The organism is uncultured Ruminobacter sp. (assembly GCA_902764345.1).
In the GTDB taxonomy this organism is placed as follows: Bacteria; Pseudomonadota; Gammaproteobacteria; order Enterobacterales; family Succinivibrionaceae; genus Ruminobacter.
In genome coordinates this window covers 1-23,333 of the sequence record CACWVT010000018.1, presented here as the reverse complement: position 1 = coordinate 23,333, position 23,333 = coordinate 1, and the positions used below count along the sequence as shown (strand labels likewise).

At 45.8% G+C, this 23,333-nt stretch carries 19 protein-coding genes and 1 other annotated feature; of the genes, 14 read left to right on the top strand and 5 right to left on the bottom strand.

Annotated features, from left to right (window positions below):
• Nucleotides 1–192: 192 nt before the first annotated feature.
• On the bottom strand, nucleotides 193–1,164 hold the full coding sequence (gene glk / locus QZU58_RS04900; protein ID WP_294461368.1) for a glucokinase: 972 nt from the start codon (nucleotides 1,162–1,164) through the stop codon (nucleotides 193–195).
• A gap of 1,032 nt (nucleotides 1,165–2,196) precedes the next feature.
• Here glk and hexR point away from each other — a divergent pair.
• The 13 genes from hexR to QZU58_RS04835 all read left to right on the top strand — a co-directional run bounded on the left by hexR (nucleotide 2,197) and on the right by QZU58_RS04835 (nucleotide 16,648).
• Nucleotides 2,197–3,096, top strand: coding sequence for a transcriptional regulator HexR (hexR, locus tag QZU58_RS04895; protein ID WP_294495446.1), 900 nt, complete (start codon nucleotides 2,197–2,199; stop codon nucleotides 3,094–3,096).
• 233 nt (nucleotides 3,097–3,329) lie between these two features.
• Nucleotides 3,330–5,684, top strand: a complete 2,355-nt coding sequence (locus QZU58_RS04890; RefSeq protein ID WP_294495444.1) for a hypothetical protein — start codon at nucleotides 3,330–3,332, stop codon at nucleotides 5,682–5,684.
• A 246-nt stretch (nucleotides 5,685–5,930) separates the two neighbouring features.
• Nucleotides 5,931–6,067 (top strand) — a sequence feature (His leader region).
• 29 nt (nucleotides 6,068–6,096) lie between these two features.
• Nucleotides 6,097–6,993, top strand: a complete 897-nt coding sequence (gene hisG / locus QZU58_RS04885; protein ID WP_294461042.1) for an ATP phosphoribosyltransferase — start codon at nucleotides 6,097–6,099, stop codon at nucleotides 6,991–6,993.
• Nucleotides 6,994–6,997: 4 nt separating this feature from the next.
• On the top strand, nucleotides 6,998–8,293 hold the full coding sequence (gene hisD / locus QZU58_RS04880) for a histidinol dehydrogenase (RefSeq protein ID WP_294461046.1): 1,296 nt from the start codon (nucleotides 6,998–7,000) through the stop codon (nucleotides 8,291–8,293).
• Nucleotide 8,294: 1 nt separating this feature from the next.
• Entirely contained in the window at nucleotides 8,295–9,371 is a 1,077-nt protein-coding gene (hisC, locus tag QZU58_RS04875; RefSeq protein WP_294495442.1) for a histidinol-phosphate transaminase, read from the top strand.
• 135 nt (nucleotides 9,372–9,506) lie between these two features.
• Nucleotides 9,507–10,622: a bifunctional histidinol-phosphatase/imidazoleglycerol-phosphate dehydratase HisB gene (hisB, locus tag QZU58_RS04870; protein ID WP_294495440.1), complete on the top strand. Its 1,116-nt coding sequence runs from the start codon at nucleotides 9,507–9,509 to the stop codon at nucleotides 10,620–10,622.
• Entirely contained in the window at nucleotides 10,622–11,236 is a 615-nt protein-coding gene (gene hisH, locus QZU58_RS04865) for an imidazole glycerol phosphate synthase subunit HisH (protein WP_294495438.1), read from the top strand. Before hisB ends, hisH begins: the two co-directional genes overlap by 1 nt.
• Before the next feature lie 11 nt (nucleotides 11,237–11,247).
• Complete coding sequence (gene hisA, locus QZU58_RS04860) at nucleotides 11,248–11,988, top strand: 1-(5-phosphoribosyl)-5-[(5-phosphoribosylamino)methylideneamino]imidazole-4-carboxamide isomerase (protein WP_294461056.1); 741 nt, start codon at nucleotides 11,248–11,250, stop codon at nucleotides 11,986–11,988.
• Entirely contained in the window at nucleotides 11,970–12,743 is a 774-nt protein-coding gene (gene hisF / locus QZU58_RS04855; RefSeq protein ID WP_294461058.1) for an imidazole glycerol phosphate synthase subunit HisF, read from the top strand. Before hisA ends, hisF begins: the two co-directional genes overlap by 19 nt.
• Nucleotides 12,736–13,290 carry a phosphoribosyl-AMP cyclohydrolase gene (locus tag QZU58_RS04850; RefSeq protein ID WP_294495436.1) on the top strand — a complete coding sequence of 185 codons (555 nt, stop codon included), beginning with the start codon at nucleotides 12,736–12,738 and terminating at the stop codon, nucleotides 13,288–13,290. The genes hisF and QZU58_RS04850 overlap by 8 nt, the downstream gene beginning before the upstream one ends.
• A 374-nt stretch (nucleotides 13,291–13,664) precedes the next feature.
• A complete protein-coding gene (locus QZU58_RS04845; protein WP_294461063.1) occupies nucleotides 13,665–14,789 on the top strand; it encodes an SPFH domain-containing protein in 1,125 nt (374 codons plus the stop codon).
• Between the two features lie 46 nt (nucleotides 14,790–14,835).
• Nucleotides 14,836–15,516, top strand: a complete 681-nt coding sequence (locus QZU58_RS04840; protein ID WP_294495434.1) for a hypothetical protein — start codon at nucleotides 14,836–14,838, stop codon at nucleotides 15,514–15,516.
• A 10-nt stretch (nucleotides 15,517–15,526) separates the two neighbouring features.
• Entirely contained in the window at nucleotides 15,527–16,648 is a 1,122-nt protein-coding gene (locus QZU58_RS04835; RefSeq protein ID WP_294462408.1) for a hypothetical protein, read from the top strand.
• A 155-nt stretch (nucleotides 16,649–16,803) separates the two neighbouring features.
• Here QZU58_RS04835 and clcA read toward each other — a convergent pair whose 3' ends face one another.
• The 4 genes from clcA to QZU58_RS04815 all read right to left on the bottom strand — a co-directional run bounded on the left by clcA (nucleotide 16,804) and on the right by QZU58_RS04815 (nucleotide 22,481).
• Entirely contained in the window at nucleotides 16,804–18,213 is a 1,410-nt protein-coding gene (clcA, locus tag QZU58_RS04830) for a H(+)/Cl(-) exchange transporter ClcA (protein WP_294495432.1), read from the bottom strand.
• A 72-nt stretch (nucleotides 18,214–18,285) separates the two neighbouring features.
• Nucleotides 18,286–19,422, bottom strand: coding sequence for a hypothetical protein (locus QZU58_RS04825; protein ID WP_294495431.1), 1,137 nt, complete (start codon nucleotides 19,420–19,422; stop codon nucleotides 18,286–18,288).
• A 283-nt stretch (nucleotides 19,423–19,705) separates the two neighbouring features.
• A complete protein-coding gene (pgsA, locus tag QZU58_RS04820; RefSeq protein ID WP_294495429.1) occupies nucleotides 19,706–20,323 on the bottom strand; it encodes a CDP-diacylglycerol--glycerol-3-phosphate 3-phosphatidyltransferase in 618 nt (205 codons plus the stop codon).
• A 379-nt stretch (nucleotides 20,324–20,702) separates the two neighbouring features.
• Nucleotides 20,703–22,481, bottom strand: coding sequence for a hypothetical protein (locus QZU58_RS04815; protein WP_294495427.1), 1,779 nt, complete (start codon nucleotides 22,479–22,481; stop codon nucleotides 20,703–20,705).
• 493 nt (nucleotides 22,482–22,974) lie between these two features.
• On the opposite strand from QZU58_RS04815, the gene QZU58_RS04810 reads away from it, so the two are divergent.
• Nucleotides 22,975–23,208, top strand: a complete 234-nt coding sequence (locus QZU58_RS04810; RefSeq protein WP_294495425.1) for a hypothetical protein — start codon at nucleotides 22,975–22,977, stop codon at nucleotides 23,206–23,208.
• Nucleotides 23,209–23,333: the final 125 nt, after the last annotated feature.

The following is a 23,333-nucleotide window of genomic DNA, read 5'->3' as shown; positions in this document are numbered from 1 at the left end:
GTACTGCCGTTACGTAACGGAACAAAACGGACATTCTCAATTATACGTTGTCCGTTAAAAAACACATAGCTTTTTTATGTGTAATTTTAAGATTCCTCGGTAATTTCTTTTTCTTAAAACAAAGCCGGGAACTTGTCCCGGCCTGGTTTTATGGTTCCTGTTTTCCGTAATACGGAATGGATACCGGCTGCTTTAAAGCTTGTATCCGAGTTCCTGTCTTAAGTATGCGCCGGCACCGATTAAACCGGTGTAACCATTGGTAATGACGTATACAGGAATTGCTGACAGGTAGTTCTTGAATCTGCCCTTGTCTTCGAATGCAACACGGAAGCCAGAGTTCTTAAAGAACTGGAGGAAGCGTGGCACGATACCGCCGGCAATGTAAACGCCGCCGAAAGCACCGATGTTAAGAGCAAGATTACCGCCGAAACGGCCCATCATTACACAGAACAGGTTAAGAGCTCTGTGACAGTCTGTATCAGGATCTTCGAGAAGAGCACGACCGGTAACATCCTTAGGTTCAAGATCTTCAGGGATACGGTTGTCTGACAGAACAATTGCACGGTAGATGTTTACGAGGCCCATACCTGACAGAAGTCTTTCGCATGATACATGACCTACTTCTTCACGGAGAACGGACAGTAAAATGTCTTCTTCAGGGCTGTTTGGTCCAAAGTCAACGTGACCGCCTTCGCCCGGCACGCTGTACCAGGTATTGTTGAAATTGAAGAGATGGGCAACACCGAGACCGGTACCGGCACCATATACGGCTACAGGCTTGGTCTTGTCAGGCTCGCCGCCGCCAAGCTTAACCATGTCCTTTTCATCCAGAACAGGAATTGCCATTGACTGAGCGGTGAAGTCATTGATTACTGACAGCTTTTCCAGACCTAGGTTGGTACGCATTTCGGAAATAGAAAATTCCCAAGGGTTGTTGGTCATGGATACATGATCACCGGTAATTGGACAGGCGATGGCTATACAGGCCTGCTTAACATTCTTGTCGGCATGTTCACCCATGTAGGTTCTGAGCACACCTTCAAGACTTTCATTCTCAACCGCAGAATACACTACGGTATCCTGAATTTCACCGGTTTCAAGATTGCATAATGCAATACGGGCATTGGTACCGCCCACGTCACCGACTAAAGCAAAACCTGACATAAAAACTCCTAAGCCTCTTTGATTATCTTAATTATTTAAAGGTTACAAATCACATTATTTTCCGTTATTCACAGAAGGATACCGGGTACCCCGCGAAAACAAAAAACGATAAACAGTATTATATATTTTATGTGGATGCATGGCAACCTGAACGGAGTCCGGCACGGCACAATTTCGTTCAGGAAAGGACGTGGGTTACAAAAAGAAAAACGCATCGGCACTCTGAAAAAAATTAACAAAAGGATCATAGCCTTAATAACCGGACGGAATAACAGCAAAAGCCTCCACATGCCCCATCGGACGGAACCCGTGAAAATGACTGTAGGAAATTTAGTCCGATAATAATTTGATAAACATAAAATTTCCGCACAAAAATAATCAAAACGCATAAAAAAATGCACATAAAAATTGAAAACGTTATCACCTTTCGTTAAAATGAAAGAAAATTACGTACTTAACAGAGTGACCTGAAAATTAATAAATTTCAGTTATAAAACCTGAAAATTCAAACAAAAAAATATAAAGGTTTAAGCAACAAAAAGCACGATAATGTTTTTGTAATTTACACAGGTATGTTATTCTTACAAATAAATTTTACAGGTGTATTTTCACAAACGTAACATTTTTTCATAAAGATGTCACACAGCATTCCCGTGCTGCTCCGTTTTTACGGATGGAATTTGTCCTTAATACCCCGTCCACGGCACTCTCCGCATCCGGAACGTAATACAAGGTAATAGCGGAAAACTCAGGGACTGACAGTAAAAGAATAGATATCAGTCCTCTAATAATAAAAAATTCACGGATAAAGCTGTTTAAACACAGACTGCATTAAATAACCACGGACCCCGGACATCCGGAAAGAAGAAAACGTGACTGCCAGGCTTTCACTTATTTCTTCCCCTAATAGGATTGACGGTGACACGGTTACGTAAGAAATGTAAGAGGTAGTGTCCCTGACATTATCCGTTTTCTGACGGACTGTGCTCCGCATACGGACAGGCGGCGAGTCAGTATTGAGAGAAATTAATTATGTTGAATTTTTTAGATTTTATTAAAAGCAAGTACGAATTTTTCAGCCCGAAGGAAAAGAAAATCGCCGACGTTGTGCTGGAACAGCCGCAGAAAATCATTGCTTCAAGCATTGCCCAGCTTGCAAAATCAGCCGGAGTTTCCGAACCTACCGTTCACAGATTCTGCCAAAAAATCAACACCGAGGGGTATCCAGATTTCAAGCTCAAGCTTGCCCAGACTCTTGCAAAGGGCATCCCTTACGTAAACATCCATGTGGATGAAAACGACAGCACCGAAAATTACACAAAGAAGATTTTCGACTCCTCAATCTCAATACTTAACGAAGCCCGCAAAAATGTAGACATCAGAATCATCCAGAGATGCGTTGACGTACTGAGCTGCGCCCGCCGAATCACTTTCTGCGGTCTCGGAGCCAGTGCAACCGTGGCTCACGACATGCTGAACAAGTTTTTCAGATTCAACATTCCGTGCAATTACTTCGAAGATCCCGTAATGATGCTGATGAGTGCTTCAAACTGCAATCTTGAAGATGTATTTGTACTTATATCACATACCGGCAGAACAAAGGATCTCATTGATGTTGCCAAATACGCAAGAAGCCGCAAGGCTACCGTTATCGGTCTGACATCCGAAAACAGCCCTCTTGCGGAAGAGTGTTCCCTTGTTCTCTCAACAAAGATTCCGGAAGATACCGACGTGTACATTCCAATGGCATCAAGACTTGCGCAGCTCGCACTTGTTGACGTTCTCGCCACCGGACTGTTCCTGAGAAAAGGCCCTCAGTTCATAGCCAATCTCAAGAATGTGAAGGAAGCCATAAAGGAATCACGTCTGGAACAGCAGGATGATGCGGATGGCGACCGTTCCCAGAATACGGGAACTAACGACGGTCTGTAAGCGGGATGTAAATGATCGCAGCATCACAAATAAAGAAGCAAATACAATTAATATATTAATTATCTGCGGTCAGAACAATACAATGTTTTTTTAGAGAATTCTAATGTTTCAGTGACCACTGACTGTCGGGACTAATGAGCATTACGACAGATCCTGCGTTTATGGGTGGTATTGCCGAAAACGCATTAAAGGCCGTCACTTAACGGCCGAACGGAACCGGAGCAGAGACAAAAATGTCCAGATATCTGGCTATTATTGACACTTTTAAGCTGAATCAGCTGAGAAGTCTCGGGGAAATATATATTTCCCCGCGAGAGCTCAATGAAATCAATTCGGCGGATCCTCATACCGCAAACTATCAGGATCTGCTGGAGGAGAATTTCTTTTTCAAAAATGTCACTGACAAAGTGTTTCTGCTCATATCCCTTCTCGAGGAACGGGATGATGACAGAGGTCTTGACGTCTGCATATCGGAAATCGAATACATCATAGCCCTCAACTTCAGAGCCGGAGAACAGCTTAAAAAGCGATTCCCAGAATTCAGATTCTATTCCCTCACCGGATACCAGGGCATATTTCAGAATTTCAACAGCTACAATGTCAGGAAAAACAGTGCTGCAGGCATCGCCGCAATGAGAGTTCTCATGGGGCTGTGCGATCTTCCTCCTACAATTAACTCATACAATCTTCTGGATTTGAGCACGGATCCCCCGAGAGAGCTGCTCGTGGCCAACCATCTGATAAAAAAGAAAATCCCGTACTTCCGCACGAATCTGATATACAGAACACTGCTTACCCTGATAACGATGTATCGACGCACGCGAAACTATCCTGACGGCGATATCGGATATGTCATGGACATGCTGGAAATATATCATTACGCCGTAAACCGTTCTGATCAGAGACCTCCTGAATACAACAATGAATGGCGGAAAATTCCGGTTTACGCCACGCTTCTTAAAATACATGAAGAAAATCCCGACATCTCGCTTAACGATGTTCTTGTCAGGATTGAAAAACTGGACGAGTACGAAAAATTCCTGCACACACTTGCGACCCTGTACTCAAAAAACTACTCCATTCTTTTCATATATCTGAAATCAATTTCCGAACTGAAAAGATTCGGTATCAGCCGCTCCGTAGTGTCGAAGGTTGCCTCAGAATGTAACAATACTGATGAAAGGGAACTGCTGGCCACCTGGCTCGGATGCTGCTTCGGCTATCTCAGAATAATTCCGGCAGTGTTCGATACCATGGAGCTTAACATCATGTCCGGCGGACGTGATGATTCACAGGAACTTCCTGATAACGACGACGGTCTGATAACCTCCTTCGGGACATCCGGAACGAAGAACAGAACCTCTAACGGCAGAAGTCCCGACTCCGATGTAATTGCATCCGACATGCCCGCAGCCAACGACGAACACCATGGCACGGAAAACCTCCCCGACACGTCCCTGCCGCTTGAAAAGGCGCTGATGAATCTCACGGACAGTTCTCCGGTCACGCCTCTGGCATCGGATCTGCTTAAAACGTCATGTGAAAGCCGGGATACCGGTGTTACCAATCAGGAAAAAGCAGTGTCAGACGGGAGCAGTGAATCTGCAGCCGGACAGGACACCGAATCAGACATTGTCATCGACCTGTCCAAAGTCAGCACCGTCAATGATGACAATGCCGGCGATCCTCAGATGTATCTTTCAAAAGACGATCTTGAAAACATCAGCTTCACCGAACCGGGAGATGATGCCAGCATAGGAATATCCGGAATACTTCCCGAAGGTTTTCTGGAATTCAGTTTCTACAGCGAGGATACGGGAGCCTTCCTAAATCTGGCAGAAGCTCCGGAGAACAGAAATTTTGAGGTTATAGAGCTTTTTGCCAACGACGGCAAAACACCGAAATCCGAAGAAAAACCGGAAAAAAGCAGACCGGAATACGATTCAGACACTGCGGTCTATGCCAAAGGCGTACGCATCAACCACTCACAGCTGAAGATTGCGGCCTATACCCCGGCATTTCTCGAAGGTGTATTTCAGGCTCTGGCAATAACACCGGATTTTACGGCACTCAGCATTCAGGAAATTTCATGTGCCGTGAACATGCTTATCAGGACAGAAGCCCCCGTAAGCAAGGAATGCATTCTCAGAAGATTCGCCCACATCTGCAAGCAGACGGGGACATCATTTAAAAACGAACACCGGCTGAAGGTTCTTCAGGAAATCAATCACGTTATTGAAAAAAACCGCCTGATTACCGATATCGAAGACTTCATATACATTCCTCACCGCCCGGTATACTCAAGAAACAGGAAGCTCTGCGGCGACAGAGACAGTGCCAGATTCTGTCCCCGTGAAATCAGGTACAGTTCATACGTGAGCAGACAGGAAATAATCGCAACCATCAGACTTATCAAAAATAATGACAATCTTGGACTCGGGGGAATAAAGCCGAGTGCTGAAGACATACTGAGGTTCATGGGACTGCTCAAAAACAAGACCCGCAGCATCAGTCTGAGGGAAACCGACAGACTAAACAGAATCATCAGTGAGGATGAGATTAAAAATTCCGCAGCCGAATCAGCATAAGGTGCGGAATCCGATCTTCCGGTAATACGGGGACGCCACAACCTCACGAGATTTCTCTCTTCCGCCTGACGGGAACCATAACGCGTCTTCGAATTATAAAGCACGGACAGAGGACGTTTTCCTCAATCAAACCATAAAAATCACTAAAAACTGTTATCAATAACACAAAAAAAGTGTATAATGGGCTCAGTTTTAAAAGATCGGCACAGAGAATAAAATGTATCAGTTGTTAAGTCAGTTACATCATCACCACCATCATCGTCCTAAATAGTCTTTCAGGAGGAGTGGTTTATTTTCTGGAAGACCTTGCTTCCAGGAGTGCCGTATAGATTTTCATAAGACCCTTGGAAGAATAAAACGGATACTTCCAAGGGTTTTTTAATTATACAGACATACAAGAGGGTTATTTGAAATGTCTAACAAAAAGTTTCGTATCGCCATGCAGAAAAAGGGTCGTCTCAGTGTTGAAACCACAGAACTTTTAGAAAGCTGCGGTTTAAAGATCAACAAGCGCGAGGACAGACTCATCGCTCACGTTGAAAACATGGAAATCGACATTCTCCGTGTACGTGATGACGACATTCCAGGTCTTATCATGGACCATGTTGTTGACTGGGGTGTTGTAGGCGAAAACGTGCTTGAAGAAACAATGCTTGAACGTCAGCAGGAAGGTCTTCCTGTAGGATATAAGCAGGTTCGCAAGCTTGACTTCGGCGGCTGCCGTCTTTCTCTCGCCATCCCTGTTGAACAGGAATGGAAGGGTGTTCAGAGTCTTGAAGGCTTAAAGATTGCCACCACCTACCCTAACCTCACCAAGCGTTACCTTGACGAGCAGGGCGTTAACTTCAAGAACGTACTTTTAACCGGTTCAGTTGAAGTTGCTCCTAGAGCAGGTCTTGCCGATGCCATCTGTGACCTGGTAAGTTCAGGTGCCACCCTTGAAGCCAACGGTCTCAAGGAAGTTCAGGTAGTTTACAAGTCAAAGGCCGTACTGATTCAGAGAGATCAGGAACTCTATCCGGAAAAGCAGGCTATTGCCGATACTCTCATCAGACGTATTGACGGCATGATTCAGGCTCACGGTAGCAAGTACATCATGCTTCACGCTCCAAAGGACAAGGTTAAGGAAATCACTGCCCTTCTTCCGGGTGCTGAGAACCCAACCCTTCTCGAGCTCGCAGGTAACAGCACTCACGTGGCAATTCATGTAGTTTCCACCGAAACCCTCTTCTGGGAAACCATGGAAAAGATTAAGGCCCTCGGAGCAAGCTCAATCCTCGTATTACCTATTGAAAAGATGCTGAAGTAACATTATGAAAATTGTTAGCTGGAAAGATTTAAATGAACAGGAACGGGTAGACATACTCACCCGTCCCGCCACTGCCGATGACGGCAGTAAGGCCAAGCTTGTTGCCGATATAATCAGCAACATTCGTAACCGCGGTGACGAAGCCTTACTGGAATACTCCCGCAAGTTTGATCGTCTGGAATCTGATCATATTAAACTTACAGCTGATGAAATAAAATCAGCATGTGACAGAGTGGATCCGGAGCTCAAGACAGCCCTTAAAAACGCCTATGACAACATTTCAATGTTCCACAGGGCTCAGAAACCTGCTCCGGTAGTGGTAAACACCAGACCGGGCGTTACCTGTGAACTCCACACGCATCCTATTGACAGCGTCGGCCTGTACGTACCCGGCGGCAGCGCTCCGCTGGTAAGTACCGTGCTCATGCTTGCCGTGCCAGCCCAGATTGCGGAATGCCCTAAGGTGATTCTGTGTTCACCTCCACCGGTATCAGATGCTATCGTTTATGCCGCTACCCTCTGTGGCGTTAACGACATCTACACCGTCGGCGGTGCTCAGGCCATTGCCGCAATGGCATACGGTACCGAAACCGTGCCTAAGGTTAACAAGATTTTCGGACCTGGCAACTCATTCGTGACCGAAGCAAAGAAGCAGGTAAGCGCTGATTTCCGCGGTGCGGCAATCGACATGCCTGCAGGCCCGTCAGAAGTTCTTGTAATCGCTGATGAATCCGCCAATCCGGCTTTTGCGGCATCCGACCTTCTGTCACAGGCTGAACACGGTCCTGATTCACAGGTTGTGCTTCTGTCAACTAATCCTAACTACGGAAGCGAAGTTGTTGCCGAAGTTGAAAAGCAGGTGCAGGAACTTTCCAGAAAGGACATTGCCAACAGAGCCCTGGAAAAGAGTATCGCCATTGTCTGCGAATCTCTTGAGGAAGCATGCGCAATCTCCAACATCTACGCTCCTGAACACCTGATTGTGGAAACAGAGGAACCGCGTGCCCTGCTGCCTTATCTGCGCAATGCAGGTTCAATCTTCATCGGCGGCTGGACTCCTGAATCAGTTGGCGACTACGCCAGCGGTACCAACCACACCCTGCCTACCTACGGCTATGCAAAGACCTGTTCATCACTGGGACTTGCCGACTATCTGCGCCGTTATACCGTGCAGGAAGCAACAACCGAAGGCTTAACCAATCTCAGCCGTACCGTTGAACTCATGGCTGATGCGGAAGGCCTCACCGCCCACAAGAGAGCGGTAACCATCCGTATGGACATTCTCAGGGGAGCAAAATAAGATGAGTACCATTACTGAACTTGCTACGGAAAGGGTAAGACAGCTTACCCCTTATCTCTCAGCCAGACGCATCGGCGGAAAGGGACACAACTTTCTTAATGCCAACGAAGCTCCGAAGAGTGCTACCTTCCTGATGAAGTCAATCACTCTTAACCGCTATCCTGAATGTCAGCCTCCTGAAGTTATCGAAGCCTACGCCGACTACTCAGGCGTTGCCGAAGAAAACATTCTGGTATCCCGCGGCAGTGACGAATCAATCGGTCTTCTGGTACGCACCTTCTGCGAACCAGGAAAGGATGCGATTCTCATCAGCCCCCCAACCTACGGCATGTACTCCATCAGTGCGGACACCGCCGGCGTAAAGACAGTTGACGTTCCGCCTGCCGACGATTTCCAGCCGGATGTTGAAGCCATCAGAAACACAGTGGAAAACGGCAGTGATAACATCAAGGTTATCTTCATCTGTTCACCAAACAACCCTACCGGTAATGTCGTTGATGATGAAAAGCTTACCCAAATTCTGGAATTCACAAAGGGCAGATGCCTTGTGGTTGTTGACGAAGCATACATTGAGTTCTGTCCAGAAGCCACCAAGGTAAAATTCATGAAGGATTATGACCATCTGGTGATAACCCGCACCCTGTCAAAGGCCTTCGCACTGGCAGGCATCCGTTGCGGATTCACCCTGGCAAATCCTGAAGTAATCAAGCTGATGCTCAAGGTTATCGATCCTTATCCTATCGCCGACCCTGTTGCCCAGATAGCGGTACAGGCTCTCAGCACTCATGGTATTGCAATCATGAAGGAAAGGGTTGCCGAACTCAAGGAACGCCGCGACAGATTCGTGGAAGAGGTGAAAAAGCTGGACTTCGTTCAGGAAGTATTCTATGAAAATGCAAACTATATCCTCATCCGCTTTAAGGACGGAGAAGCCCTCTTCAAAGCCTGTGCGGACAAGGGTATCATTCTGAGAGACTTCCACACCAAGACCAGACTGCAGAACTGCGTACGCATAACAATCGGCAGCGAAGAAGAAATGAATGAGGTATTAAGCGTATTTCATTCAATTAAGCAGTAATCCGTAACTTCCGGCGTGTGTTCCGCAGTGATTACGATTCTGCCGGAGAACATCTCCGAAAATGAATTTTCACGCCGGTTTTAATTTTTTACATCGCGGGGCGAAGCAACCGCCCCGCAGTTCAGTGGAAAGCCAATGGAAAAATATCTTTTCATCGACCGTGACGGTACAATCATCGAAGAACCTGTCATTGACAAGCAGGTTGATTCTTTTGAAAAGCTCAAATTCGAGCCTCGCGTAATCTCAAGTCTTAAAACTCTGCAGAATGCCGGCTACAAGCTGGTTATGGTAACAAATCAGGACGGTCTCGGCACCGATTCCCTTCCATACGAAAACTTCAAGGGACCGCATCAGCTGATGCTTGACGTTCTGGCTTCTGAAGGCGTTACCTTCGAAGAGGTTCTCATCTGCCCTCATTTCCCGCATGAAAACTGTGCCTGCCGCAAGCCGAAAACCGGACTTCTCGGCAAGTATCTGGTACCGGGAGTAGTGGACAAGGAACACAGCTTCGTCATCGGCGACCGTGAAACCGACATGGAACTCGCCAAAAACATGGGTATCGGCGGAGAACGCTACAATCCGGAAACAAACAGCTGGACTGCGATTGCCGAACGACTCACAAAGATTCCGCGCACGGCTCACGTGGTACGCAATACCAATGAAACCAAAATCGATCTTTTCGTGGATCTTGACCACAGTGGCGGTAGCGAAATCTCCACAGGAATCGGCTTCTTTGACCACATGCTGGATCAGATAGCCACCCACGGAGGCATCACCATGAAGCTCAAGGCTACAGGCGATCTTCACGTTGACGAACACCATACAGTTGAAGACGTGGGCATTGCTCTCGGCTCTGCCCTGAGACAGGCTCTCGGTGACAAGAGAGGCATCGGCAGATTCGGCTTTGCCGTTGCCATGGATGAGGTTGAGGCTAAACTTGACGGTCTCCCTGATGATTCTCTCATGAACCATCCTGTTGATGCCTGCATGGATATTTCCGGAAGACCTTACTGTGTATTCAGCTGTGATGCCGACTTCGTTCGTCAGCAGGTCGGAGAACTCTCAACAGAAATGGTTCCGCATTTCTTCCACAGTCTGGCATACGCCATGGGTCTCACACTGCACATGAAGGTTACCACCGGCAACACCCATCATCAGGTTGAAGCCCTCTTCAAAGCCTTCGGCAGAGCACTGCGCATGGCTCTGAAAAAGGAAGGAAACGAACTTCCTTCAAGCAAAGGAGTACTTTAATGAGCAAACAAAAAGTAACCATAATCGACACCGGAGTAGCCAACCTCTCATCAGTACTGTTTGCCATGAACCGACTTGATGCAGACTGCATCATCAGCGCCAGGGAAAGTGACATCAGAAATGCCGACAAGCTTATTCTCCCCGGTGTGGGCTCTGCTGTTGCAGCCATGAAATCAATCAGGGAAAGACACCTTGACGATCTGATTGTTAATGTTCACCAGCCGCTTCTCGGTATCTGTCTCGGCATGCAGATGCTGGCCGGTTTCTCCGAAGAAAGCATGAGTCAGGGAACTGATGCGGTTAAATGTCTCGGCATAGTTGACGGCGGCGTCCGCCTTATGAAGGTTCCCGGACTGGTGCTTCCGCACATGGGCTGGGATCAGGTTGATCACGACGGTTCATGCCCTCTCTTCAAGGACATTCCGAGCGGTTCATATTTCTATTACGTTCACTCCTACGCACTGGACGTAACCGGACATACTGCTGCCACCACCACATACGGACAGACCTTCTCCGCCGTTGTGAACAGGGATAATTTCTTCGGAACCCAGTTCCACCCTGAGAAATCAGGTCCTATCGGCCATAAACTTCTTAAAAACTTCCTTGACCTCTAGGAGAACACGACATGATTATACCTGCAATTGACCTTATAGGCGGCAAGGTTGTCCGTCTTTATCAGGGCGATTACTCACGCAAGACCGAATACGATGCCGATCCACAGGAACGTTTCGATCTCTATGTTAATGAAGGTGCAAAATTCCTGCACCTTGTAGACCTTGACGGTGCCAAGGATACCTCCAAGAGACAGCTTGGCGTTATTTCCGAACTCATCAGAAACACCCCAGTACCGGTTGAAATCGGCGGCGGCATCCGTACCGAAAAGGATGTTGAGGATCTGCTGGGCATCGGTGCTGAACGCGTCGTCGTAGGCTCAGCAGCCGTTAAGGATCCTAAGATGGCAAAGGACTGGTTCCGCAAATTCGGTGCCGAACACATCGTTCTCGCCCTCGACATAAACATTGATCCTGCCACCGGCAAAAGATTCATTGCCATCAAGGGCTGGCAGGAAAACAGTGCCGTAACCATCGAGGACCTTATTAAGGACTTCGCTGAGGTAGGTCTGAAATACGTGCTCTGTACCGACATCTCTCGTGACGGTACCCTGAAGGGATCTAACGTAGAACTTTACAGGGATCTGCACAATCTGTTCCCTCACATTGATTTTCTGGCATCAGGCGGCATCGGCAGCCTTGATGACGTTGCCGCAGTTCGCGACAGCGGTGCCGCAGGCATTATCATCGGCCGTTCACTGCTTGAAGGCAAATTCACTGTCAAGGAGGCTGTAACATGCTGGCCAAACGCATAATTCCGTGTCTCGACGTTAAAGACGGCGTTGTAGTAAAGGGAGTTCAGTTCAGAAATCATGAGGTTATGGGCGGCATCGTTGAGCTGGCAAAGCGCTACGCCGACGAAGGTGCTGACGAACTGGTATTCTATGATATCACCGCATCAAGCGATGCCCGCGTCGTGGACAAGAGCTGGGTACGTAAAATCGCCGAGGTAATCAATATTCCTTTCTGCGTTGCCGGCGGTATCAAGAGTGTTGAGGATGCAGCAAGAATTCTGGAATACGGTGCAGACAAGATTTCAATCAACTCACCTGCCCTAGCCGATCCGACCTTAATTACCAGACTCGCCGACAGATTCGGTGTTCAGTGCGTTGTCTGCGGTATCGACTCATACTACGACGAAGCCACCGACCGTTATCTCGTTAAGCAGTATACCGGTGACGTAAACAGAACCCTTATCACCAAGTGGACCACTCCTGAATGGGTGGAAAAGGTTCAGGAATGCGGATGCGGTGAAATCGTACTTAACATGATGAATCAGGACGGCATGCGCAAGGGATATGACCTGAAGCAGCTTAAGCTTATCAGAAGCCTTGCCCACGTGCCTCTCATCGCCTCCGGCGGTGCCGGTGAAATGTCTCACTTCAGGGACGGCTTTAAGGAAGCGGAATGCGACGGCTGTCTTGCAGCATCCGTATTCCACAAGGGCCTGATTCACATCCCTGAACTGAAGGACTACCTCAGAAATGAAGGAGTAATCGTTCGTGACTAACTATACCTTAAATTTTAAACCGGAAGATCTTGACTGGAAGAAGGTTAACAACCAGATTCCCGTTATCGTGCAAAATTACCGTTCCGGTGTTGTGCTCATGCAGGGTTTCATGAATCCTGAAGCCCTTGATAAGACTCTGGAAATCGGCAAGGTAACATTCTACAGCCGTACGAAGCAGAGACTTTGGACCAAGGGTGAGGAATCACGTCATTATCTTAATCTGAAGGCCATAACCGCAGACTGTGACAATGACTGTCTGCTTATTGCGGCAGATCCTATTGGCCCTACCTGTCACCGCGGCACTGAAAGCTGCTTTGACGGACACCTGCCTCTCGAAGCTTCAAACATTGCCGTATTCAATCCTGAAGCTGCTGAAGTTACAGAAGGCGACATCGCAAAGCTTCTGTCAAAGTTCAATGCGGACAGCACCAGAGAGAATGCCGCAGACCTGCTCAAGAGCGTACTCGGTGCTCTGAAGCAGAAAGGCATCTCATTAAGAGACATTGACGCACTGTTCAGACAGAGCTGCGACTGCAGCCATGAATAAAATCTGCCGTGAACCGCACCTGATGACATTTAATTCAGGCACGGTTTTTAAGGATTTTGTCAGATCTTAGGTAATCAGAGACCGGAACGAAAGTTCCGGTCTCTTTGTTTAAAAACGAAGCATAAAAACCTATTTTTATAATAATTTTTTGTATATGTGAGATTTAAATAACAAAAATAATACATTTAAAAGCCATACATTCGAAATATAGTCACCATTAACTATAAAATCATACAGCTGAACGTAGAATCTCTGACTCTTTTTAACGGATATTCCATGCATCAGATGTTACAGACCATATAGCATGTCGAAACTAAAGCACCGAATAATTCTTGTTATTAGGATTTCTCATTTTATTATTTTAGGTATCGTAAATGTCAATATTTAGTATGAATAGAGGCGCAAATGCCCCCCAGAATAGTGGTTCAGTCAGATCCACTTCGCAGGTTCATATTCTGAATGCAATAGCCAATGAAGGCTCTCCAAATCTCCTGATATGGAAGTCCCCAGTGATGGATTTCAATACAAATTCTGTTCTGATTGTAAATCCCGGTGAGTCAGCAATATTCATCAAGAACGGAGAAATTGTTCAGGAGTTTGACAACGGACGATACGAACTAAGCACTGAAAATTACCCATTTCTCAGCAATCTCAGAAACCTTCTAAGCGGAGGCCAGTCTGTCTACACATCAGAAATCTACTTTGTCAGAAAAGCGTTAAGCAATGAAATTCTTTGGGGTACTGATTCTCCAATCCAGTTGCGCGACCCCGTCCAGGCCCTGCAAACTTCTGTGAGAGGAAGAGGGTCATACAAGGTTACAGTAGGCAACGCAGGTCTCTTCATATCAAAACTGAGCGGTAATGTAAGAGAATTTACTCCGGAAGATCTGGATTATTATTTCTACTCACAATTCCAACAGAAAATTAAATCAGCCATTGCAACCGCTCTTAAAAATTCACATGAGGAAATTCTCGGTGTCTGTTCCAGACTCGAAGAATTCGCAAACGTACTAACACCTGTAATTGCCCAGATTCTTGAAGACTACGGTCTGAATCTGCAGTCATTTAACATTCACGCACTCGATATACCTGATGACGATCCAAACCGTCAGAAACTTGAAGACGCATATGTCCGCTCACGTGAACTGAATATTCTTGGCGATAATTACCGTCTTGTTAAAGGCATGGAAATCATTCAGAATATAGCCAATAATCCAAACAGTGGCGGTCTTGCCGGTGCAGGTGCAGGTCTGGGCATGGGAATGGCTGCGGGAAGCGTAATCGGAGAAATATCAAAGGGAATATTTAGCGGCATGGCCACGGTTCAAGAATCTCAGTCGGCCTCAGCCGTGCCCGGCAACAGTTCAACACCAAAAACAGACTCATCTGCGGAGGATCCTTTTGAAAAGCTGGCCAAGCTCAAAAAAATGCTTGATGCAGGCCTGATTGAACAGGAAGAATATGACGCAGTAAAAAAGAATATTCTTGCCAATATGTAGTTATTTAGGCGTTACTGTTTTGGTATTTTAAATATAAGCACAAAATATGAATTCTAAAATTATTTCAACACTATTAAAGATGGTGTTTCCCATAACGTTCAACGTTGTATTTTTGGTAACCGTACTTTCTGCCGATATGCATGCAGCAGCCTGGATATCGTGCTTATTTGTTAACCTGTCCTACATCGTGATGATAATGCTTCCTTATTTTAAACCAAAGGAGAAAAATACGGAGGCGGCGAACTATGTGGTCTACCTGACGACCTCATTGGGATTTGTCGTAATATTCATTGTCGGGTTCTTGATTATGTTTATTAATCCGGAGTCTTTCGGGGTTCAGACATTCCTTATAATGCTGGTGCTTCTTATGATTGAAGCAGCAGCCACACTCACATACATGCTCGCAAATAAAAACGCAGCAGACATGATTGCTCAACAGTCTCTGGACAGTTGCAACATGAGAACCATTGCTTTTGATCTCCAAAGCGTATCCAACCTGTTTACTGATCAGGAACAGAAAAAAAAGCTGAATCAGCTGGCGGACATCATCAGAACCAGCCCGACAGCCTCCAGACCGGAAGTATATGAGTATGAGCAGGAGATCCGCAACACCGTTGCCGATATAGTAAATCAGATTAAAGCAGGTAAACAGGCTGATTATAATTCAATGTTTGAATCTATTAGAACAGCATTAACCAACAGAAATAACAAATTAAAATTATTGTAATGGAAATAAAATGAGTCGTAACGAAGAATTTCTCAAAGAATTAAAGTGCTCGGGATGCGGGCAGAGCATCACTGATTTCGACAGGAACGCCGATACTGTTACATGCCCTTTTTGTAAAAAGAAATTTCTGAATCCGTTCAAAAATTCAGAATCGTCAAGCGAGAAGGAATTTTATGAAAGAAAGTCCGGAAATTCGACTTTTATTATCCCGTTTAAAGAAGATGTTGAAAGTTTCAGTGATCAGATCATTTCACATCTTACAACCACCAGTGATGTTCCTCTGGATATATTCAACCAGTTATCCTTTGACAGAATTGAAAAGCTCTATGTTCCATATTTCACCTATCAAGGAAACTTTTACTGCTCATGGAACTGCGAAGTACCGATTAAATCAGGTTCAAACACCGAATACCGCCCTCACAGTGGCAACACAAACGGTAATTTTAAAATTCTGATCTCTGCATGGGGCAATGCTTCAGATTCAGAAGAAAACAGACTCCCATCAGGCATTGCACAATTCATTGATAATTTCGCAGTTAACAATGAAATTGGAAATCAAAACGGTGCTGTTTTTGAACCATCAATGGTTCAGAATTCAGATGATCAAAATGAACCAAAATTTAAAGTATTAAATGCAAATCAGGATTCCCGTTCCCTTTGGAACAGCTATGGTCAAACCATAGCCGGACGCATTGCGGAAAACAGAGCAAGAGAAATAGCTCCCGAAGGATTCCGCAAGTTAAAGTGTTCCACGAGCGTCGAACTTGATCCACGATTTTTGGATAAAAGCGAAACAGTTTTGGTTCCATTCTGGTTTACCCAGTATTCATACTGTAACCAGCAGTTCTACTTCGTTTCTTCCGGAGTAAATAAGAATACAAATGACTGGACTCATCCGGTTGATCCGGCTCTTAAAACAATGGATGAACGCTTCGGTTTAGGCATTGGTGCCTCATTAATACTGTCCGTCATTGTCTTTTTTGCCTCAAGCTGGGCTTGGGCAACAATCCCGTTAGGTTTAGCCCTCACACTTTTTATTATTAACCTAAACATCGATAATAAAAACAAGGAACAGAGAAAAATCGCAGCAAGAGCTGTGTTTGGAGACCAGGAAATCCTAAACAAGTTATAGCATTCATACTTCCGTCTTCAGACAGTAATGTATGTTGTCTTAGGAATTTATCAAATCAGAATACACATCAATAATCGTAAAATTGATGTGTATTTCTCCTTACCAACAGCAGGAAAACAGCTGATTAATGTTTTTCAGAAACGTAAAAGACGCTCCTAATCCACATTATTTTCCTTCTTAAAGACCCGATATTCCTCTATCTTTTCCTCATTACCGGAAAGACGCAGTGTTCTTTCAAGTATCTGGGTATAAAGAGGTCTGCCCTTAAGAAGTGACGCCGTCTGTGTGGCTGCCGCCACCGCAATCATCGTCGGCAGCAGGAACTGGAAATTATTGGTCATTTCACAGATAAGAATAATACCAGTTATCGGAGCCCTTACGGAAGCCGCAAAAAAGGCACTCATACCCACAATGGCAAGGATGCCGGGGTCATAATTAAGAATCCCCAGATGAAGCATGCCCATACCCAGAACAGCCCCTATTAACGCACCTACCGAAAGAGACGGTGCAAATATGCCTCCGGGAATTCCGGAACAGAAGCACAGCAGTATGCCGATGAATCTTGCAAGCAGCACTGCAGCCAACAATCCCAGAGACGAAGAGGTCATTATCCAGCCGCTTATGAAATGCATGCCTGATCCCGTAACATCAGGGAAAAAGACAGAAACCGCACCGTATATTCCTCCGACCACGGAAATCGTAAGAACGGTACGGAGAATTTTCCCCCTGAAAAACGATGCATAGGCATCCTGCATTCTGCCCACTGCTCTGTTGAACAGTACGCCAGCCACACCAACAATGCAGCCGAATATCAGAAAATCAATAAAATCCTTTGCATCTACTCTGGCAAACACCGGCAGATCAAAAACAGGATCCCCGTTACCTACAATAAGAGCCCTTACCGTTGTAGAAAGAATAACGGCCATCGCCACGGCCTGCACAGCTGAAAATCTGTATTTGAACTGAGGACGCATTTCCTCAAGGACAAACAGCATTCCCGCCAGAGGAGCGTTGAAGGCACTGGCAAGCCCAGATGCGGCACCGGCGGCAAGAAGTACGTAGAAATCCTCTTTTCTGATTTTAAGAAAATCGCACACCGCTGCCCCCAGGTTACCGCCTATCTGAATGGACGGTCCCTCACGTCCCAGTACCATGCCTGAACTCAGGGAAAGAATACCGCCAAAGAATTTAATCGGAAGAACCCTTTTATATCTTACGGGTCTTAAGTCAACCATGGCTCCTTCAATTTCCGGGATGCCGGAGCCACCTGCCTCCGGTGCATATTTTCTGGTTAGATATATTGCCGGCACGATCATCACAAAGCTTATGATGAAGGCAATAACGGCAACCGTCACACTGTCGGCCTCGCCATTAAGAAGAGACTGAAGCCATTCTGTTCTGACTCCGTTCAGAAGATTAGGCAGAAGCTCAAAGAAGGCACAGACGGCTCCGGTAACGGAACCTATGATAAGAGATGCCACGGTAAGCATAAGCGGCACGTGCAGTCTCTGACCATGCCTTCTGAAGAAATCAGCCGTTCTTGAACTAACCACCTGTCTTTTCATATAAGCCCCGCCAGTTTTCCGTCAAATCCCGCAGGCACGGTGTCCGTGCCGCGAAACAGTCCTCATTATTCACTAGTCCTTCCTGTCTGAGCAGAAAAAGCAAAACAAAATGAAAACCAGAGAAATAATGGCAATATGCCAGTGTCCTAACACCAAGGATATTATCAGTACCCCAATGCACATGTCCCTGCATATTTCCATGACTCCGTTAAGAATCCCTGTTTTATCATCAAGATCTTCCTGTACTTCTTTTGCAGTTTTCCTTAACTGAGTGTCTTCCGGAAACGCTGCGTACCGGTCTTCATCAAAACCTGTCGGTTCAGTCTTCTGCGGAATACCTGACTGACGCCCGAATGCTCCGCCCCCGACCTGATTTTCAAAACTTCCCGACTCCGAAAAATCCGCATCTCCGTGAGAAACAGCACTGTCGTCTCCCGCAGCTTTATTGTCTGTGGAAACGGGCGTATCGCCGTTCTGCTTCGGCTCTTTATCATCATGGTGTTTATCGGATACATCATTCCGTGCCGGAGCTTCTCCGCTTTCTCCTTTTGGGAACGGAACTGAAACGGCGGAGGCAACTGCCTTAAAAGGCCACGATGCTGACACTTCAGTTATGGTGACGTTTAACGGATAATCATCAGACGATACCGTATCGTGAGACAAATCCACGCTGAAAAGATCCTCAAGAATCTCAATGAGCATGGAAGTGAAACCGTCTGCGTTAACCGGATACTTTACTTCTTTGGAATTGTCATAATCAAAGGTATTTATTTCCGTAACCTTGCCGGTGGCGCAGTCCAGATAAATTTCAAACTTTCTGAAGGAACTGAAAAAATCATAGATAAACAGGTAATCGCCGTTTATGTGTATACCGCTGTCCCTGAACCCCAGAAGATCCAGAAGAATACTGGCTCTGCTTTCAAAGCCGCCCTTTTTTAGTTCACTGAAAATGCAGCGGAAATCATTAAGAAGATCTTCAGTCGGTTCCTCGCGGAAAACCTTCAGGCTGCCGTGCATATTCCCGTGATCTTCCGCATCTATGAATCTTTTCTCAGCGGAAAAAAAGCTGCCGGTCATTTTGTCATGATTGCATATATTCATGCCATCTGCCGGGCGGTTTCCGTCTTCACTGAAATGGCAGATACCGTAATTTATGCCGGGAATGGCATAAGAACATAAAGATTTCAGCTGTGTATCGTAATAAAACATTAGCTTGCTCCCCCTGCAGTTCTCTTCTAAAAATCAGACCGTCGCATCTTAATGCAGCCGCACAATCCGGCGGCATCCGTTTTTTCAGTTCACTCTTTCCGCTGCCTTCAAAAACACTGACATGATTATAGCATACGGCACTGCATACATTGTAACGGGAAACACCGGCAGACAGCCTCATCACACATCTGCAGTCCGCACTTTCATTGAAATACTCCGCAAAAAAACAAAAACGCCGTCATGCAGTTCACATAACGGCGTTACGGGATACGTAATGACATTATCAGTCTTTTGAAGCCTGACCGGCATCATCATCCATATACTTTATGCCGACAATAAGGTAACTCACCATTGACCAGATTGTAAGACTTGTGGCTACAAGCATGAGCAGTAAGGACAGATTTGCCATCCAGTTATCACGGAAAATAAGTTCCTTATCTCTCCAGATAAGACCTGCTATGGCCATCATCTGAATGGCTGTTTTCCACTTTCCTACCCAGCTTACGGCAACCAGACCACGCTTGCCGATTTCAGCCATCCATTCTCTCAGGGCGCTGATTACGATTTCACGGGAAATGATGATTACGGAACAGATTGTCAGAATGATTGAGAATCCCGGGTAATAGTCATCCTTATGTGCGCTGAACCAGCCGACCAGCATGACCAGTGCCACGCATACCATGATTTTATCAGCAACCGGATCAAGAAAAGCCCCGAATTTTGAGCACACCTTCCACTTACGGGCCAGATAACCGTCAAGCAGATCGGTAAAGCAGGCTATAACAAACACAAAGGCTGCGGCAAGATTACTCCACTCATTCGGGAGAAGAAAGAAGATGATGTATACGGGTATTAAAAAAACTCTCAGAAGAGTAAGGACATTAGGGATTTTCTTAAGCATTTTAAAAACTAAACGTTGAAATTCTACAATTCAAAAGCGGGGAGCATACTGCGCAGCTGACAAACATACCGTTATTTAACTTTAGGGACACTGCAAACGGAACCTGCCGGCCTTACACGCCGAAATAAAATCCTCTACAGGTTTACGCGTCATCTTCCTGAAAACGTCCTCCCCCGTATTTCCGCTATTATTATAATCACACCTTAAAATAAAGAAAAGAAGGAGATTAAAATATTCAGGATGCTTACGGTAGTTCACAAGTTAAGGAATTCATAAAGGAACGTAAAACAGAAATTGAAGCACTGGTTTTGTGACATTTCTTATCTCCTGCTAAAAAATGAGCGGCATCCGAGTGCCGCTCATTGATGTTTACTTCAGACTACTTAGGGTTCAGCCACCATTTTTTTACGTTCTTAGGTGTCTCGCAACCGTATTTTCCGATAATCTCAACCGCCTTTTCCACGGCCTGTTTCTGCTCAGTCTTATCAATCTTGGCAAAATAGCCCTTTACCCTCTGGGCGGCATTGCCGTATCCGCATGACGTATATGCCGCTGCCCAAGCATAGGCGCCGGCATAGTCGGACTGGGAGGCCTTAAGAAGAGACATGTTGTACAGGGAGACGTGATTGCCGTTGGCTGCGGCCCTGGTATAAAAATCCTCTGCCTTTTCTATATCCTTTTCAACCCCAAGACCATTCATGAAGATATTGCCGAGATCGTTATAGGCGTCGTTGTTGCCGTCATCAGCCACACGCATGAAAATGCGGTGCGCCTTTTCAAAGTCAGGCTTTGTACCGACACCGTGCAGATACATGGAACCTACAATCAGATTGTTTTCAGTAACACCGGAAGTAACGGATTTTTCAAACATCTGCAGAGCCTTGGTGCTGTCAAACAGCTCACCTTCCGTCATGGCGTAGATATTTCCCAGTTCTCCGGCAGAATCCGCATCAGCTTCGGAAAGAGGGAGAAGCAGACTTTCAGCCTTCTTCAAATCCTTTGACTGATTAAATCCGCCATAGGTATATACCGATGCAAGCGCCCTTCTTGCGGCAACAAGAGCATAGTATTCACTGTCCTTCTTTCTGTTATCGAGACTCACTGCAGACATCTTCTGCAGAATGTCCATGCCTTTGTCATAATCAACGGGAACATCTGAACCGTAGCTGGTTTTTCCGAGATAAATAAGTGCCATTTTGAAGTTTGCCAGCTGACTGCCTGATGCTGCGGCTTCAGAAAGCAGATTGAAGGAATTGAGGTACTGCTTTTCCCGATACATAAGATCTGACAGTCTTATTGATGCCTGAGGAATCCCCTGCTCGGCAGCCATGCGGAACCACTTTTTGGCGGTTACCACGTCTTTCTTTTCAAGAGCCAGATTTCCAAGGACGAATGCCGATTCACCGTCATTATCGGTGGCAAGCTCCCTCAGTACGGTAAGACCGTATTCGATGTTTGTGTCATCCCCACCATCATTAATAACAGACAGGGCATATTCACGCAGCTCATCCACGGAAGCCACACCGGATCTTGAACGCTTGGCCAGTATTTCCCTGAATCTGGCAGCTTTTTCCGGAGTCTTTTCCACCATGCCGTTAATATACATCACTGACTGATAATACATGGCGTCAAGATCCTTCTTCTGCGATGCGGCATCCAGGTATTCCCAGGCCTTTTCATAATCAGGATCCGTACCCAGACCGTTTATGTAAAGATTTGCCAGCGCCCTGTAATTCTGGCTGTTCTGAAATTCCGGACGCTTCATGAGATTTTCAAAAAGCTTCAGCAGTTTGGCGGCCTTGTCAGGATACTTTCTCATGAAGGGTACGTCATTGGTAAGCTGTCTCAGCACGTCTGACGCATATGGATATTCCGACATGTTCATGCCCGGAACAAAAAGGAATCTGTACAGATAGTCCATGCCTTCCCATCTGTCAACCTCGATTCCGCCGAGTCCTTCGCTTTTTATGCGACCCAGTATGTACAGTGCATCCGGACTAGTTATGGCTTTGCTTCGCTGACAGTAGCGCATTGCTGAACTGTAATCGCCTTCATCATAGGCGGTATTGCACAGTTCGATGTCTGTTTCCCCGCAGGCAGCCAGAGCGGAGAGGGCAGCAATCATGGCAGCTGCCGGCATGACCTTTGGACTTTTCATATCAAAAACCTCAAATGTTTGAGTTAATCCAAAAAAGCCTGAAACCGGACGTCAGAACAGTACCGAACGGAAAAAAAGAACCGTACCCTTCCGGCGTTGACGGCAAAAAGCCTCTCGACTGTCAGTACAGAGATTGACCGGCGGCACGGGATGATATGTGGTGATTATTATCGTCCGAAGGGAAAACACATCCGGATTCAAAATGGCTGCATGCGGAATACATGCGGCATCAGATCGAACCCTCCGTAAAAACCCTCGGAAATTTATCATACCGAAACAGCGGTAATCAGCAGGATGATCTAAGCACCGACACTTTCATTATACAGTCAGAGTTTTTTTACTGTTGCGAGGTATTTCATGTTTAGTGATTAAAAAACGACTAATTGTTGATTCCTAATCGGAAAAAGAGGAAAATTAAAAACTTTAATGGAAAGTATATTACTTCAGAATCGTAATAACGCATGGAAGCGGAATTAATATTTTAGGATAAAAGATGACGGATACTGAACAGGACATACACGACGGCATTATTGATGCAGTGGAAACTGCCGATATTTCAAAAATCAGAAAATCACTCATCAAGTGTCTGAGACTTGATGCTTGCAGAAAATTTTATTTTCTTAATCAAAACGTTTCCGAAATCCGTTTTGAAACATTGAATCCATTAAGCAAGTACGAATTCTTCAACGGTGAACTTGATTACGCATCAGGGTTAACAACTGCTTGACTAAATCTATAAATAGTTTATAATACATTTAAAATAGTTATAGGTTTGTTTGTAATGAATAAGATTATTTCAATTGGACAGGCTGCTAAATTGCTTGGTGTTCATGTTCAGACTTTACGTAACTG

Bases quoted from the DNA above. Each gene is read 5' to 3' on its own strand.
- glk (WP_294461368.1), bottom strand. From the start codon at position 1,164: ATGTCAGGTTTTGCTTTAGTCGGTGACGTGGGCGGTACCAATGCCCGT.
- hexR (WP_294495446.1), top strand. From the start codon at position 2,197: ATGTTGAATTTTTTAGATTTTATTAAAAGCAAGTACGAATTTTTCAGC.
- QZU58_RS04890 (WP_294495444.1), top strand. From the start codon at position 3,330: ATGTCCAGATATCTGGCTATTATTGACACTTTTAAGCTGAATCAGCTG.
- hisG (WP_294461042.1), top strand. From the start codon at position 6,097: ATGTCTAACAAAAAGTTTCGTATCGCCATGCAGAAAAAGGGTCGTCTC.
- hisD (WP_294461046.1), top strand. From the start codon at position 6,998: ATGAAAATTGTTAGCTGGAAAGATTTAAATGAACAGGAACGGGTAGAC.
- hisC (WP_294495442.1), top strand. From the start codon at position 8,295: ATGAGTACCATTACTGAACTTGCTACGGAAAGGGTAAGACAGCTTACC.
- hisB (WP_294495440.1), top strand. From the start codon at position 9,507: ATGGAAAAATATCTTTTCATCGACCGTGACGGTACAATCATCGAAGAA.
- hisH (WP_294495438.1), top strand. From the start codon at position 10,622: ATGAGCAAACAAAAAGTAACCATAATCGACACCGGAGTAGCCAACCTC.
- hisA (WP_294461056.1), top strand. From the start codon at position 11,248: ATGATTATACCTGCAATTGACCTTATAGGCGGCAAGGTTGTCCGTCTT.
- hisF (WP_294461058.1), top strand. From the start codon at position 11,970: ATGCTGGCCAAACGCATAATTCCGTGTCTCGACGTTAAAGACGGCGTT.
- QZU58_RS04845 (WP_294461063.1), top strand. From the start codon at position 13,665: ATGTCAATATTTAGTATGAATAGAGGCGCAAATGCCCCCCAGAATAGT.
- QZU58_RS04840 (WP_294495434.1), top strand. From the start codon at position 14,836: ATGAATTCTAAAATTATTTCAACACTATTAAAGATGGTGTTTCCCATA.
- QZU58_RS04835 (WP_294462408.1), top strand. From the start codon at position 15,527: ATGAGTCGTAACGAAGAATTTCTCAAAGAATTAAAGTGCTCGGGATGC.
- clcA (WP_294495432.1), bottom strand. From the start codon at position 18,213: ATGAAAAGACAGGTGGTTAGTTCAAGAACGGCTGATTTCTTCAGAAGG.
- QZU58_RS04825 (WP_294495431.1), bottom strand. From the start codon at position 19,422: ATGTTTTATTACGATACACAGCTGAAATCTTTATGTTCTTATGCCATT.
- pgsA (WP_294495429.1), bottom strand. From the start codon at position 20,323: ATGCTTAAGAAAATCCCTAATGTCCTTACTCTTCTGAGAGTTTTTTTA.
- QZU58_RS04815 (WP_294495427.1), bottom strand. From the start codon at position 22,481: ATGAAAAGTCCAAAGGTCATGCCGGCAGCTGCCATGATTGCTGCCCTC.
- QZU58_RS04810 (WP_294495425.1), top strand. From the start codon at position 22,975: ATGACGGATACTGAACAGGACATACACGACGGCATTATTGATGCAGTG.